Origin of the sequence: Veillonella montpellierensis DSM 17217 (assembly GCF_000426745.1) — a bacterium.
GTDB lineage: Bacteria > Bacillota > Negativicutes > Veillonellales > Veillonellaceae > Veillonella > Veillonella montpellierensis.
Window position 1 is genome coordinate 39,683 of the sequence record NZ_KE384563.1, and the last position, 15,232, is coordinate 54,914.

General features: G+C 38.4%; 11 protein-coding genes. 10 read left to right on the forward strand and 1 reads right to left on the reverse strand.

Features of this window, described 5'->3' with window-relative positions; translation table 11 throughout:
• Positions 1-1,309 precede the first annotated feature (1,309 nt).
• The 5 genes from K357_RS0107350 to K357_RS10125 all read left to right on the forward strand — a co-directional run bounded on the left by K357_RS0107350 (position 1,310) and on the right by K357_RS10125 (position 6,242).
• Entirely contained in the window at positions 1,310-2,152 is an 843-nt protein-coding gene (locus K357_RS0107350; RefSeq protein ID WP_028258104.1) for a fumarate hydratase, read from the forward strand.
• Positions 2,153-2,171: 19 nt separating this feature from the next.
• Positions 2,172-2,732 carry a Fe-S-containing hydro-lyase gene (locus K357_RS0107355; protein ID WP_028258105.1) on the forward strand — a complete coding sequence of 187 codons (561 nt, stop codon included), beginning with the start codon at positions 2,172-2,174 and terminating at the stop codon, positions 2,730-2,732.
• Between the two features lie 599 nt (positions 2,733-3,331).
• Positions 3,332-3,916: a TIGR01440 family protein gene (locus K357_RS0107360; protein WP_051212175.1), complete on the forward strand. Its 585-nt coding sequence runs from the start codon at positions 3,332-3,334 to the stop codon at positions 3,914-3,916.
• 157 nt (positions 3,917-4,073) lie between these two features.
• On the forward strand, positions 4,074-5,678 hold the full coding sequence (locus tag K357_RS0107365; protein ID WP_028258107.1) for an LPO_1073/Vpar_1526 family protein: 1,605 nt from the start codon (positions 4,074-4,076) through the stop codon (positions 5,676-5,678).
• A gap of 426 nt (positions 5,679-6,104) precedes the next feature.
• Positions 6,105-6,242 carry an IS1/IS1595 family N-terminal zinc-binding domain-containing protein gene (locus K357_RS10125; protein ID WP_425314975.1) on the forward strand — a complete coding sequence of 46 codons (138 nt, stop codon included), beginning with the start codon at positions 6,105-6,107 and terminating at the stop codon, positions 6,240-6,242.
• 83 nt (positions 6,243-6,325) lie between these two features.
• Here the strand turns inward: K357_RS10125 and K357_RS0107375 are convergent, their stop codons facing one another.
• Positions 6,326-7,042, reverse strand: a complete 717-nt coding sequence (locus tag K357_RS0107375; protein WP_028258109.1) for a Crp/Fnr family transcriptional regulator — start codon at positions 7,040-7,042, stop codon at positions 6,326-6,328.
• A 379-nt stretch (positions 7,043-7,421) separates the two neighbouring features.
• On the opposite strand from K357_RS0107375, the gene hcp reads away from it, so the two are divergent.
• From hcp to K357_RS0107400, 5 genes are all read left to right on the forward strand, one after another.
• Positions 7,422-8,999, forward strand: a complete 1,578-nt coding sequence (hcp, locus tag K357_RS0107380) for a hydroxylamine reductase (RefSeq protein WP_028258110.1) — start codon at positions 7,422-7,424, stop codon at positions 8,997-8,999.
• 707 nt (positions 9,000-9,706) lie between these two features.
• A complete protein-coding gene (gene sdaAB / locus K357_RS0107385; protein ID WP_028258111.1) occupies positions 9,707-10,372 on the forward strand; it encodes an L-serine ammonia-lyase, iron-sulfur-dependent subunit beta in 666 nt (221 codons plus the stop codon).
• A gap of 316 nt (positions 10,373-10,688) precedes the next feature.
• Entirely contained in the window at positions 10,689-11,561 is an 873-nt protein-coding gene (gene sdaAA, locus K357_RS0107390; RefSeq protein WP_028258112.1) for an L-serine ammonia-lyase, iron-sulfur-dependent, subunit alpha, read from the forward strand.
• 272 nt (positions 11,562-11,833) lie between these two features.
• Positions 11,834-13,276 carry an HD domain-containing protein gene (locus K357_RS0107395; protein ID WP_028258113.1) on the forward strand — a complete coding sequence of 481 codons (1,443 nt, stop codon included), beginning with the start codon at positions 11,834-11,836 and terminating at the stop codon, positions 13,274-13,276.
• On the forward strand, positions 13,266-15,221 hold the full coding sequence (locus K357_RS0107400; protein WP_038113923.1) for a penicillin-binding protein: 1,956 nt from the start codon (positions 13,266-13,268) through the stop codon (positions 15,219-15,221). Before K357_RS0107395 ends, K357_RS0107400 begins: the two co-directional genes overlap by 11 nt.
• Positions 15,222-15,232 lie beyond the last annotated feature (11 nt).

Here is a 15,232-nt window from a genome sequence, read left to right on the forward strand (position 1 = left end):
AGTACATTTGTTATTATAGGTGATATGTTGAAATAATGCAAGTCTTTTTTTTTAAAGATTTTGCTCGTCTTTTATAGTCGTTACCTATGTGTGACATAGACGGCTAATAGTACCTGTAAAAAGTACGTTTCTATCTATTCATTAGGTGATTAAAAATCAATACTATTTGCGCTATGTTGATATATCTACGTCTTAGTTGTTACACATATGTTACACATCGAGAAGTATTCTGATACAACTTGGTTTGGGCTTTTGAAGTCAAGAGTAGTCTTTGCTGTATTGTTATATCTTGTTTCATGTTTTCTACTTATTTGATGAATTTTTTTTCGCTTGTAAAAACTTTTCTACCATATAAAATTTTTCCATCTTCTTTATGACTTCTCTCAACGTTACCATGCTGCCATGGTGAGTAAGGACATTTCTTGCCTGAAAGTTGCACAAGAATCGCCTGATGCGCAGTATCGTTTAGTGCTATATTCATTATACAAGCACAGTAAGAATGACTCGTTGAACAATCGAGTAAAATTTAGTAAATATAGTCTATTAATTATAATATATACATATATATTGTAATTTTAAAATGGAGAAAGTGAGTAATATATATCATAAATGCATAATTATAGGTATGCTATGATTGAAATGCTTATGACAAAAATTCATAATACGATTATTTTTAGTAAGGTCTGATACCATGTTTATTAATAACCTCTATAGATAGGCATGACAGTAAAACGTCAAAAAAATAGATGGTTACTTATGTTGTGATAGAAATGATCAAAAATTTTTCTTTCTAAGTGGCAGATTCTGAGAATAGCTATATGTGTGTATACGATCTAAAAATTTATAAAAATATGATAATTACTATCAATAATAAGGGATAAAGGACCCTTGTATGAGGTAATAAATATAAATTAAACTGTTGTGGTTACAAAAAAATAATCTCGATGGTTTACTTGTCATAGAGAAGATGCTAGAAATTTTGCGTTTTTAAATGAATGAAGGAATGTTGATTAATACAGTTATTTACAATCATTGTGATAAATCCTATTAAAAATACAGACTATTAAAGTTTGACATGTAAAATACCGTGGCTAGACGAAAGAAATGTATTACATCAAAAATGTTCGTACTGGATAGATAAATGTCTATAAATGGTGGATATGATAAAGCTTCTCATAAATGAAAATGGCTTGATAAAACGGCATAGTATGTGCCTTGAATGACCCTATTTAGCATGTTATGATAATTTCATAGAGTTGATTTATGTTCAGTGTTTTGACTAAATCATGTTAATTGAGGAGGGATTATTTTGCGTACAATTAATGTTGCAGAAATTACAAAAGCGGTTAGACAATTATGTATGGATGCTGCTTACTACTTACCACAAGATATTTATGAAGGATTAAAAAAAGGTCGTGAAACAGAAGAATCTCCAGTAGGTTGCGTTGTATTAGACCAAATCATTAAAAACGCAGAAATTGCTCGAGAAGAAGATCGCCCATACTGCCAAGATACAGGCATGACATTAGTATTCCTTTCAATTGGTCAAGATGTACATCTTGAAGGTGGAGATCTTACTGAAGCCGTTAACGCTGGTGTAGCAGCAGGGTATGTTGAAGGATATCTTCGTAAATCCGTTGTAGCTGAACCATTGTTCAATCGTAAAAATACTGGTAACAACACACCAGCTATTATTTACACTGAAATCGTACCTGGCGACAAGATTGATATTCAAGTAGAACTTAAAGGTTTCGGTTCTGAAAATAAATCTGATGTAGCTATGTTAGTTCCTGCAGATGGTGTAGAAGGCGTAAAAAAAGCCGTACTTGATATTGTAAAACATGCGGGCCCAAATCCTTGCCCTCCAATCGTACTTGGTATCGGTATTGGCGGTACTATGGATAAAGCGGCAGTTATGTCTAAAAAAGCGTTACTTCGTCCTATCGATGTACCTCATAAAGACCCTGAATACGCTAAACTTGAAGAAGAAATTCTTGGCATGGTAAATAAAACTGGTATTGGACCGCAATTAGGTGGTACTACTACTTGTATTGGTGTAAATATTGAATGGGGTCCTACTCATATTGCAGGTCTTCCTGTAGCTGTTACCATCATGTGTCATGCAGCGCGTCATGCACACGTAGAACTTTAATTGATAGGAGGAACTCAGAATGGCTGAAACAATTCGCATTAACACTGAAGATTATAATGAAGAAGTATCTCGTAAATTAAAAGTAGGAGATAGCGTATTATTCACTGGTAAAATTTATTCAGCTCGTGATGCAGCTCATAAAGTTATGACAGAAGCATTGGCACGTGGTGAAAAATTACCAATTGATTGGACTAATAAAATTGTGTACTATTTAGGACCAACTCCTGCAAAACCTGGTGATCCAATTGGTTCTGCTGGTCCTACTACATCTGGTCGTATGGATGCGTACACACCAACAATGCTTGATCAAGGTATTAAAGGTATGATCGGTAAAGGATCTCGTAAACCAGAAGTTGTAGAGTCTATGAAGAAAAATGGTACAACTTATTTTGCTGCTGTTGGCGGTGCTGCTGCATTGATTGCTAAATCTATTAAAAAATATGAAGTATTGGCATATGAAGACTTAGGCCCAGAAGCATTGGCAGAATTGACTGTTGAAGATTTCCCATGCATCGTTGTAGGCGATACTGAAGGTAATAACTTCTATGAAATCGGTCAAAAACCATATAAAAGAGACTAATTGTAGTATTTATTAATACGTAGTTTTACATCATTAAGTGCTATCAAACTGTTAATCGGCATGAAGGTATTAACCTTTGTGCCGATTTTTTGTGCTGTTTGTAAAGCACTAGGCAGAACTAATAAGAAGTGCCATACATATAATTTGCTATGGAAAAGGAAACGTGTTGTGAGATACAAACATTAATTTATATGGAATGGCATTTAAACCATGTAGTTAAAGTATGTTGTATCACTCACATAAGAAAGATGCTGCATATCATTGTTAGTAGTATCATCATGGGACTAGTAAGATAAGAGTTTTTTACAGTAATGATAGACATATGGGGCTGAGTAGTATCTTATCGATTTAGGGGGAAGTATTTTAAATTTTTAATACTATTTTTCTAAAAAATACGGCGTCACATAATTATAAAAATAAACTATTTTTACCTTTAATGGATACGTAAAGTATGATAGGATATAACGTAGTGGATATATAATTCCATATAAACATTTAGAGATGAGATGAAAAGAGGGGTTGGTGTGGGACCTAATAAGAGAGTCTGTCACGCTCAGGCAGAAGAAAATAGGGATGACTACCCAGTGCAAATGACTTGTATGAAACAAGAAACGAGTCCCGATGATGAAAAACGTCGCTGGTTAGATACGATTACTGGTGCTACAAAGCAGGCGGTCATAGAGTTAATCGAAGTGGCCAAGTTAAGAGAAGGAAGTCGATTGATTATCGGCTGTTCGACTAGTGAAATTGCAGGATATCATATTGGTAAAGCATCTAATTTACATGTGGCAGAAGCTGTATATACTGGTTTATATGATGTGACACAAAAGCAGGGTATTCAATTGGCCATTCAATGTTGCGAGCATTTGAACCGTGCATTGGTCATTGAAAAACAGACGGTTACTACCGAAGAAATTGTCAATGTGATACCTCAACCCAAAGCGGGAGGGTCGTTAGCTACGGTGGCCTATGAACGATTTAAAGACCCTTGCGTAGTTGAGTTTATTCGTGCTGATGCGGGTATTGATATAGGCGATACTTTAATCGGCATGCATCTTACACATGTGGCGGTGCCAGTTCGATTATCTGTTACAACGATTGGATATGCCCATGTGACAGCAGCGCGCACACGCCCTAAAAGCATTGGCGGTAGTCGTGCCATATATAATGAAGAATTAGGATAGCTAAATCTATGGGATTGTCGTTGTCTACGATGAACGATGATTAGCGGATGGATTGAGCTACTTTTTATGAATATAAATTGTAGATTGTATAGATGATTAGACTCTAGATACTAGATATACTAGAAATATATAGTGAGATGTATGTGTAGGAGGAATTATGGAAGAATTCATACCATATCTGGTCATTGCAGTTGTGGTGATTATCTTTTTTTTAATTTGTTATTGGCTATTTAAATCGCCACAATCGAAAGATGCTAGATTGCGTCAAACTAATGGAAAAAGAGCGGGCGAGAAACGATATAAGGCACAATCGAATCGTCAGGAACGGGCGAACAGTATGCCGTATAGACGTGATGATACACGTACATCGATGAATACATATAGTGAAACTACGACTGATGATGAAAACACATCGCTATCTAATCGAAAACATGCTATCGAAGAGGCAGATCGCATGGTGGGAAATCGATTAACGGGGAGCCATACAACCGTAGTGCCTAAGCAGTTAGTAGAAGAAATGCCCGCAACCGATGGGGTGGAAGACGATGTAGAACGCGACTTTTATAGCCCTATTGATGAACCGTATGATGATATAGACATAGATAGTAATGATACAGAAACATCCGCCACATTAGTCATGCCTGCGGTAGATACGCAACATAGAAATGTACCAATGGATGAAACACGTGTGATTTCTACAAGTGCTATGTGGGATACGCATTCTATGGGAGAAACCTGTGGCGTAGCAGATGCAAGTAGAATGGGTATGGATCATAACAAAGACGCCACTGAGTCGATGGTGCCTAAATCTCATGTTGATATCGCCATGGCTCCGTTTCTCCATTATTTTGGAGGCGTTAGTGAAGCAACACGTAAGGTTGTTACAGAGATTACAACGGATGCATTGTATCACTTAGATGTGACACATCCTGAAGAGGCACAAGCTTTATTAGAAAGTATTGTTGTACAAGAAGCTATGCTATGTATGCAGAAAGCCTATGCGGCAACACCAACGTTTTGGATGAAATCGGCAGCACTAGAAGCGTTTTTAGATGTAGTGCAAGAACCAAAATCTAGTACGCCTTATTTAGTGGCCTTTGATGCATTACGTATCTTACCACATTTGACACTAGGTCACTTTCAAATTATGGCCATCATTTTGCTGTTGCAATATTCTCGTAATTCTAATAATTACACCTTAGATTATTTTCAACATTATGTAGAAAAATATATTGAACCATTTATTTCGGATATTCCACGAGATAATTCGGTATTCCGTCAATTAGAATATTTGCGTTGTAGTATGCCGGAACGGGAACAAATTACCTTTGCCCACTTAATGAGTAATTCCTATCCATTCGTATTCAACTTTAGAGGATTTACCATTGAGGAATTAGAACGTGCTATGGGTGGAGAAACCTTACCAACATCGTTTGTTGTTAAAAGTATGAATTCTTCATTGTACAAACTTGCTATCGTAGATGAATCAATGGCACAAGCCTTATTCCGTCAAGCACATATTAACGATATAGATATACAACAACGATTAATCGGATTAATGAAATCGAAACCTACCTCATTCTCTGGGGCAGAGGCTCGCAATATTTTAGAAAAAATTTCTCCTGTGTTGCTCGATTTGGCAGATATATTTGATAGCGGCGAATTATCGAATATATCCTTAACCTTGTTGGGGTTATATTTAGGACGAGCTCATGTGAAAGCTACCATCGGTGAGGAATTTGACATTAGCCGTTGGTTCTAATCAGTAGAACTTGTATCAATCTATGATGCCACATTTTACTGATAGTGTAGGTATTGAGAAATATAGTGACAGAAAAAGCGATACAACGTATAACTTGCTGATAGTATAGTTATGGTGAAACTAACATGGGCAAGGTAAAGAGTAGATGATGATAGGCTATTTATAAATGATACCATCTTATAGATAGATATCAACGCGGCTATAGAAATGTTGGTTTATCTGGTGTGGAGAGCGTTATATAATAAAAACCATATAAAAGCACTGAGTCTAGTACTCTTACTAGACTCAGTGCTTTTTGTTTGTTTTGGTGGATATTTTAGGCTTATAGGACAAAAAGAGTTGGTAAAAATACTCGAAACTCTTGAAATCTTAAGGAAAATTAGTGTTATATCTTCTTTAGAAAATGAATTTTCGGAGGTAGATATAATGAAGAGGGTTATCCGTCCTGTTTGCAATAGTATTTGTATGAAATATAGCAAGAATAAATCAGGTTCTCAGAGATGGTTTTGTAAAGAATGTTCATCTATAACGACTCAGTTAGGTGGAGATTGCATGCTTATATAGAGATGGTAAATGAGTTGTATGTCTTAGAAACATGGTAAGCCTAGGTATAGGTGTTAGAAATGATTTACGTACATGCATACATACTAGAAACGGTATTCTAAAATAGTATCTAATTCTTGTAGATGTACTGTTTTACCATGAATGGCAATGATATGTTCATCTCGTAGACGACCTAGCTCACGGCTTAAGGCAGTGCGGCATACATTGAGGGCGTCTGCCATTTCTTGGCGTGAATGTGGTAGTTCCAATGTCGTGGATTGTTGCATCGTGTACAGATCGGTTAAATAGGCAAAAATTTTTTCTCGCATACCTTTCAACGTTAAATAATGAACTTTTTTAGTCAGTGTTAATGCTTTTTCTGACAGATCATGGAGCAAATTAGTTAACATCTTAGTTTGACAATATTGACAATTTGGCAACGTTTGGATAAAACTGTCTAGCGGTATAAAGAGTACAGTAGTAGGTTTTGTTGTTTTAATCGTAGCCGGCCATAAGGGGCGAGCAGTAAATAGTAAGGCTTCTCCGAACATAGATGATTGTGTTAATTCTGTCATAATCACTCGCTGGCCAAGTACATTTTCACGAGTTAATAGGGCACTACCTTCTACTACGATGCCGATACCTTCCATGGGATCTCCAGAAATAGCGATAAAGTCATGTTTTTGATAGTTTTTTAGTAAAATAGGAACAGATTGCAAATAGGATAATAACTCATCGCGCTGTAAACCGCGAAATAGAGGACAAGCAGCAATGGCTTCATAATGACTCTCTAGTAATGAAATCGTTGAATTTTTTACCATATATATCTCCTTTTATGCGTGTTAGATATTTTATACGATTACATATGTTGAAAGCTAGTTATAGTAGAACACGAAAGGTGGATACCACAGGACATGAATCGTATGACACGGGTAGCGATTAGATAATACGTGTATAATAGGTCAATTATACATTGGTACTATTGTATAAAAAATCGTATACAGATCTCTGATTGGTCATAGCCATGATGGTAGTATGAAACTTTCAGCATATAAAATATCAGATGTAGCTGAAGCTACAGATTTTGTTCTATGATTATAGTACACTATATTCGTAGTTATGACAAAGGTCATATCGTACAAGATATGAATAAGAATGAATAGTATATAAAGCGAGAAAGTCTCGTGAAGGAGGATCATTATGAGTATGTTTTGCTTTCAATGTGAACAATCAGCAGTACCAGGTGGTTGTACAGTACAAGGTGTTTGCGGTAAGAGTGAATCAGTTGCCACATTACAAGATCAAGTAACGGCGGCATTGATAGGATTAGCACGTGCTTGTAATGCGCATCGGGCTACAAGAGAAGCGATTAATATATTAAAAAAAGGTCTATTTATTTGTGTAACGAATGTAAATTTTGATGATACATCGATCAAAGCCTTTTTGGAAGAGGTACATGCGTGCCGAGATAGTATCGATACATCGATAGCAGATTTTGATTGGGAAGCACTTTGGACGGGAGATGAAGATATTGTATCCTTGCGCTCTACCTTATTGTTAGGATTGCGTGGTATGGGTGCCTATGCTTGGCATGCGGCGATATTAGGGTATAATGATGAACAGGTAGATGCTTGGTTCGTTAAGGGATTAGTGGAAGTGGCTACTGATCATTCTCCTGAAGAATGGTTAGACTTATTGATGGAATTTGGTAATGTTAATTTAGCGTGCATGGGTTTGTTGGATGCTGCTAATACAGAAACCTATGGTACACCAGAACCAACAACAGTGCCTTTGACGGTAGAACCAGGACCATTTATCGTGGTTACAGGTCATGATTTACATGACTTGAAAATGTTATTGGAACAAACGAAGGGGACAGGCGTTAATGTGTATACCCATGGGGAAATGTTACCATGTCATGCATATCCAGAATTAAAAAAATATCCACAATTAAAAGGAAATTTTGGTACAGCATGGCAAAATCAGCAACAAGAATTTGATAACGTGCCAGGGTGTTTCTTGTTTACTACCAACTGTATTATGCCACCAAAAGAAAGTTATCAATCCCATATTTATACTACCGATATGGTGGCTTTCCCAGGGTGCTCTTATATTCCTACGAAAGAGGACGGAACGAAGGATTTCTCGCCTATCATTGCACATGCTAAACGATTGGGAGGCTATCAAGAAGCACAAGAATTTACAGGTATTAATGGAGGCCACGAAGTGACTACTGGTTTTGGCCGTGGTACAGTTCTTAGTGTGGCGGATACAGTTATCGACGCAGTAAAAGCAGGACAGATTAAACACTTCTTTTTAGTGGGCGGTTGTGATGGTGCTAAAGTAGGTCGTAATTACTATACTGAATTTGTTAAACAAACACCAGCAGATACCGTTGTGTTAACGCTTGCTTGTGGTAAATATCGATTTAATGACCTTGATATGGGGACTATTGGGGGACTACCACGTATTATGGATATGGGTCAATGTAATGATGCGTATTCAGCCATTCAAGTGGCATTAGCGTTAGCAAATGCCTTTGATTGCGATGTGAATGAGTTACCGTTGACACTCGTTTTATCTTGGTACGAACAAAAAGCGGTTTGCATTTTATTGACTTTATTAGCATTAGGTATTCGCAATATCTATATTGGGCCATCGGTTCCTAAATTTTTCTCATCCAATGTGTTGCAAATACTAGTGGACAAATTCCAATTACATCCGATTACGACACCTGAAGCGGATATGAAAGAAATACTAGGCTCTCATCAATCATAAGATATAGAGTAAGGTACTCTTATTTTCAATATATCGATATTGTAATAGATTCATCATAAAATATATAGCATGTTACAGTGCATCGCGTATGGTAGGATACGTTGCAAGTATCATAAGTTATCTACTATGTTTCAGTGTATAAAGGTTTATATGACGATACACTACGATATAAGAGAGAACTGCTACGCATAAAGAATTGAAAGGCACCTCATACACTTGTTATGTGTGAGGTGCTTTTTTATGGAGTGATTTATATAATTATCATCGTTGTTTAACATTCATGGATTAGAGGTATAGCACATGGTTCGATACCACTGAACATAGTAATATAAAAGAATCCACCGTAGAAAGATTTGATGATACACCAGATAGTGTACCTAGGTGGTAAGACAGTCAAAATGAATGGATAAAAAAGATTGAAAATTTTCATTGACCTATGTGGTTAGAAAAGCCTCATTATGCATGCATTCCTCATGTCACATTAAAGAAACATCGCTAATGCGTGTGCGGCGGAAACTATAGCATTTTAACTAGCGAAATAGGTATTATTATGGATACGATGGATTGTCAATTCTATTGATGTGGTGCAGTATAGATATCATTTGCGTGAGAGGGCGATGGTAATTTGTGGTAAAACATATAATGGCGAGCTAGTTATAGACTTTTACTACGGTTATTTATATAATGAAAGCGATAGGAGGTGCTGTATGAATAGTATTTTTGATATCATTGGTCCCGTTATGATTGGACCGTCTAGTTCTCATACTGCAGGAGCCTCTCGGTTGGCTAACATGGCACGATATATTTTTCAAGAGCAACCTGCGAGAGTGGATATGACCCTATACGGATCATTTGCTAAAACCTATAAAGGACATGGTACGGATAAAGCGTTATTAGCAGGCTTGTTAGGACTTTGCGCCGATGATGAACGCATTCGAGAAGCGTACACACTAGCAAGTAAGAGTCATTTGTCATATCGCTTTATTGAATCGCCGATTGATGTAGGTCATCCTAATGTAGTGCGATTTGATATGTATAATGCGGATGATTCGCATCATGCTTCTGTGGTAGGCAGATCCTTAGGAGGCGGACGCATTTTAGTTACTGAAATTGACGGTATGGCAGTGGACATTACAGGTGATGAAGAAACATTAATTATTTTGCATAATGATAAACCGGGTGTTATTTTCGGCGTATCTGGTGTATTAGGTCAGAAACAAATTAATATTTCCGGCATGCGTGTATTTAGAAAAAATAAACATGAAGAAGCTGTTATGGTGATTACTACAGACTCGCCTGTGGATAAAGCGTCATTAGGAGAAATTCGTAATCTGCCAAATGTGACCGATGTATTAATGTTTGCTAAACTTTAGTGATGAGTAGATGGTTATCTAGCGCGAGCTATCTGGTTCTACATTGCGGTGATACGAGGTATCGATTGCATAGAATATGTAGTTCATATGATATAGGGCTTACTAGATAGGTAAACGCTTGATGCATTTACTTTTAGTTGTTAGTCATTGTATAGATGTACATGATAATAGAACGTGTGTTGTTAGGCATAGTGAAAGATAGATGGGCACTCATTGCGCCCATAGTATAGTTGGCGAGGAATAGGCCAGCATACGAGAAAAGTAGTTATTAGAGAGATAGGGGTTGTACTAATTAGATATGACGATGGGTGATACTATGAGATATCAGTATGAAACAATAGCAGATATTATTGAATTAGCACAAACGGAATCCATTTCTTTTAGTGAAGTCGTTTTACGGCAAGAAATGGCACAATATGAGAAATCTCGTGAAGATGTTATCAGAGAAATTCAACGACGGTTACAGATTTTTGAAGAGTCCGTTCAATCGGGGTTAGATAATATTGATCGTACGCAAAGTGGCATGTCGGGTGGTCAAGCGGCTAGGTTATTAGGCAATACGCCACGGTTTATGAGTGAACTCGCCTATCGTGCGATGACTTACGCCATTGCGGTCAATGAGGCGAATGCAAAAATGTATCGTATTGTAGCATGCCCGACGGCCGGATCATGTGGTGTGTTACCAGCCTGTTTAAAAGCAGTGGGAGAAGCCTATACATTGCCAGAATCTGCCTATATAGATGGTTTTTTAGCGGCTGCTGGCATTGGCAATGTGATTACGGAACGAGCTTGTGTGGCAGGTGCGGTTGGTGGTTGTCAAGCTGAAGTGGGCTCAGCAGCGGCTATGGCGGCAGGAGCAGTAGTAGCTATGATGGGGGGGAAACCTTCGACCGTAGGCCATGCAGTGGCATTATGCTTGAAAAATATATTAGGCTTGGTGTGCGACCCCGTAGCAGGACTAGTGGAAGTACCTTGTGTTAAACGAAACGGTGTGTATGCCGTGCATGCATTGACGGCGGCAGAATTATCCATGATGGGGATTGCCTCTCAAATTCCTCCCGATGAAGTGATTGAAGCAATGAATGAGATTGGACGGGCCTTGCCAAGCACGTTGCGAGAAACGAGTGAAGGCGGTTTGGCGAAAACTATGCATGGCGAATTAATTGCAGAACGAATTAGAAATTTATAAGTCCATAGAGTTTATATACTAGTGGCAAGGTGTTTCTTTTAACACTCGTTTTCGTAAAAAATAATTTTTATGGATACCTATTTTACATGTCCTATGCGTATTGTCTATAATGAATTATGTAATCTTGTTGAAGAAAGATACATAGTATCACGATAGGCATACGCATTTTTAATGCATAAAACATATTCCTGTAGTACAATAAAATAATAGTTACTAGTTGTATCGATGTGAGTCTTATTCTTGGTAGGAGGTGACGTATGAATATATCAATTATGTGGAAAGGGGCTAATCGTATTTTAGCGGCCCTTACTGCAGCTGGTTATGAAGCATTTATTATTGGTGGCGCAGTCCGTGATATTGTGATGAAGCGAGAACCGCATGATTTTGATATTGTTACCTCTGCTAGACCAGATACGGTTGTACAGATTATGGAACGCAACGGCTACCAAACGACTGGACTCGTAGGAAAATCATTCGGTGTTGTAGTAGTTATCACGCCAGAAGGTCACTATGAAGTGGCTACGTATCGTCGAGAACAATATGGAAAAGATAGTCATCGCCCTACTTCTGTGGCATACGCAGATTCCTTGGAAGAAGATGTTAAGCGACGGGACTTTACTGTCAATGGGATGGCCATGAATGAAACTGGGCATATTATCGATTTAGTAGGCGGCGTTCATGCGATTTCTCACAAACGGTTGGAAACAATCGGTGATCCTCATAGACGCTTTCAAGAAGATGCATTGCGTTTGTTTAGAGCGTGTCGTTTCGTGGCCAAATTAGACTTTTCACCTAGTGAAAGTTTGGTAAATGCTATGCCATCTGCTTTTTCACGCGTAGAAGGACTTTCATTAGAACGGGTGAAAGCAGAGATAGAGACATTATTGTTGGAACCGTTTGCTGAAAAAGGCTTAGATTTACTAGTGCAATCAAGATTGGGAAACTGCGCTTGTAAAGTTGTGCGCCATGGACAAATAGAAATGGTCCCTATTTTGCCAGAGCTATATCATTTGGTGAATTTACCGCAAGAAAAACGGTATCATGAATTTGATGGATGGCATCACACCTTGGCGGTGGTTCATGCTACACAACCAGATTTAATTTTGCGATGGGCCGCATTATTGCATGATGTGGGTAAAGGGTTACCAGAGGTGCGAGGCATTCGTAATGGAAAAATTACGGATTGGGGCCATGATGAAGCTGGTGCCGTGTTAGCACAGCAGATACTATTACGGTTTGGATACGATAAAAAATTCGTCAGTCGAGTTGTATGGTTAGTGCAAAATCATATGCGCTTTCATTATTTTGTCAGTCATCCAGAGGCGAATGCGGAAAAGTGGATGCGCAAAGAAGCCAATAGTGGATCTTTTCGATATAGCCGCGAATTACAAGAAGCATGCGAGCAACAATCGAAAGTGTGTGTAGCTGATATTATCGGTACGGGCAAGTCGGAGCAGATGGTGGATGATACGGTGACATTTGGAAAAAAATTAGCGCGTATCGCAAAGAGTATACCTATTCATACGCGGGATTTACAGTATGATAGAGAGCTATTGACAGTGATGGGGGATCGCGTAGGAGAATTATTACCCCATGTATTACATCAAGTGCAGTCTAAGCAGGTAAAAAACACACCAGAAGCACTGATGCATGCAGTGAAACGTAAATTGATGAGGGATACGATTAAACAAGAGGAGATAGAAAATGGAGAATAAAGACGTTAATCGCATACAAAAACGGTTACACATTTTATATCTATGCATTCTATGCTTTATTTTCTTATTAGTAGGCCGCTTGTTTCAGTTGCAAATTTTTGATGCCCGTGAATTGATTGGTAAAAACAATGCACAAGTAGAAGTGGATCGTAAGTTGCAATCGCCTAGAGGGACCATTTATGATCGCAATGGCAATCCATTAGCCATGAGCATGATGACGAAATCCCTCTATGCTGATCCGGCGATGATTAAAAAAACACCAGAGGAAATCGCTGAACTGTTAGCACCGTATGTAACGATTCCTAAAGATGAAATCGCAGCTCGTCTTAGACAGGACACAGCTTTTGTATGGTTAGATCGCATGATGGATCCAGATAAATCAAAAGCGGTACAGGAGATTATGGCACAAGAGGGCTTGGAAGGACTTAATTTTGTGGAAGAAAGTCGGCGCTTTTATCCAAATAGTGAATTGGCAGCACAAGTATTAGGATTTGTTGGTACAGATGATAAGGGATTAGATGGCCTTGAAATGGTGCTAGATGACACGATTAGAGGAACGATTGCAGAGGAATTAATTGCTACTGATGCTAAAGGAAATGCTATATTTGGTTCTGTCATGTCTAAATTTTTACCCAATAAAGGGGAAAGTGTGACCTTGACCTTAGATTCTACGGTACAGTTTATAGCGGAACGAGCGTTAGATACTGCTATGGCTACTACAAAACCAGCCCATGCGAGTGTTATCATTATGGACCCTAAGACGGGGGAAATTTTGGCCTTAGCTAATCGACCTACCTACGACCCTAATCATTACGAAAAAGGGTCGAAAGAATCTTTTAAAAATATTGCAGTTACTAACTTGTACGAACCGGGATCTACGTTCAAGCCAATCATTGCATCGGCGGCACTAGCTTCTAATAAGTGGAGCCTTGACACAGTGTATCACGATGTAGGCTATATTAAGACGAATGACCATGTTATGAAAAACTGGAATGGAGAAGGTTATGGGGATGTGCGATTGTTGGATATCCTTAAATTTTCTATCAATACAGGGATGGCGAAAATCGGCATTACGACAGGTCCTAAGATTTTAGTGGACTATGTGAAAAAATTCGGGTTCGGACAACCTACGGGGATTGAATTGCCTGGCGAAGGGGAAGGTATTTTATTTGAAGCGGATCAGATGGCAGATGTCGATACGGCCTCTATGTCAATCGGTCAAAGTATTGCAGTTACGCCACTTCAAATGGTGCGTGCTTTTGGGGCGATTGCTAATGGTGGTAAAATGATGAAACCACATATTATCAAGTCCTATAATAATTCAGATGGTTCTGTTGTGAGTACTACAGAACCAGAAGAAGTAGGACAACCAATTCCGTCATCAGTAGCTCAGACAATCGTAGATATTCTAGAAAAAGAAGTATCCGAAGGGGGCGGTCACAATGCCATGGTAGAAGGATATCATTTTGCTGGCAAAACGGGGACTGCTCAAAAATTAAATACTGAGTATGGCGGATATTTAGATGGTCGCTATATAGCATCATTCATAGGGTTTGGTCCCGTAGAAGACCCTCGGTTTGTGGCGTTAGTGGTAATTGATGATCCTAGTCAAGGCTCTATTTATGGCGGACAAATTGCAGCACCAGTATTTAAGGATATTATGTCCCAATTAGTACGATACTATCAAATATCTCCATCTGTGCGCGAACAAGAAAAGACGACAAAAGTAGAAAAACGGTCATTGCCAACTGTCACTAAACAAGGGAATGAACGCATCGTGATTCCTGATTTTACGGGCTATTCTTTCGGTGAAGTTAGACAGTGGTTACATGAGGCGGGTCTTGCCTTTATACCTGATGGTACGGGATATGCCGTATCACAAGATATACCGGCTGGCACAGAAGTAACCGACGATGAAACAGTTCGAGTTGTCTTTTCCCATTAACATATATGTTT

Bases quoted from the DNA above. Each gene is read 5' to 3' on its own strand.
- sdaAA (WP_028258112.1), top strand. From the start codon at position 10,689: ATGAGATATCAGTATGAAACAATAGCAGATATTATTGAATTAGCACAA.
- K357_RS0107375 (WP_028258109.1), bottom strand. From the start codon at position 7,042: ATGGTAAAAAATTCAACGATTTCATTACTAGAGAGTCATTATGAAGCC.
- K357_RS0107395 (WP_028258113.1), top strand. From the start codon at position 11,834: ATGTGGAAAGGGGCTAATCGTATTTTAGCGGCCCTTACTGCAGCTGGT.
- K357_RS0107365 (WP_028258107.1), top strand. From the start codon at position 4,074: ATGGAAGAATTCATACCATATCTGGTCATTGCAGTTGTGGTGATTATC.
- K357_RS0107355 (WP_028258105.1), top strand. From the start codon at position 2,172: ATGGCTGAAACAATTCGCATTAACACTGAAGATTATAATGAAGAAGTA.
- hcp (WP_028258110.1), top strand. From the start codon at position 7,422: ATGAGTATGTTTTGCTTTCAATGTGAACAATCAGCAGTACCAGGTGGT.
- sdaAB (WP_028258111.1), top strand. From the start codon at position 9,707: ATGAATAGTATTTTTGATATCATTGGTCCCGTTATGATTGGACCGTCT.
- K357_RS0107400 (WP_038113923.1), top strand. From the start codon at position 13,266: ATGGAGAATAAAGACGTTAATCGCATACAAAAACGGTTACACATTTTA.
- K357_RS0107360 (WP_051212175.1), top strand. From the start codon at position 3,332: ATGAAACAAGAAACGAGTCCCGATGATGAAAAACGTCGCTGGTTAGAT.
- K357_RS10125 (WP_425314975.1), top strand. From the start codon at position 6,105: ATGAAGAGGGTTATCCGTCCTGTTTGCAATAGTATTTGTATGAAATAT.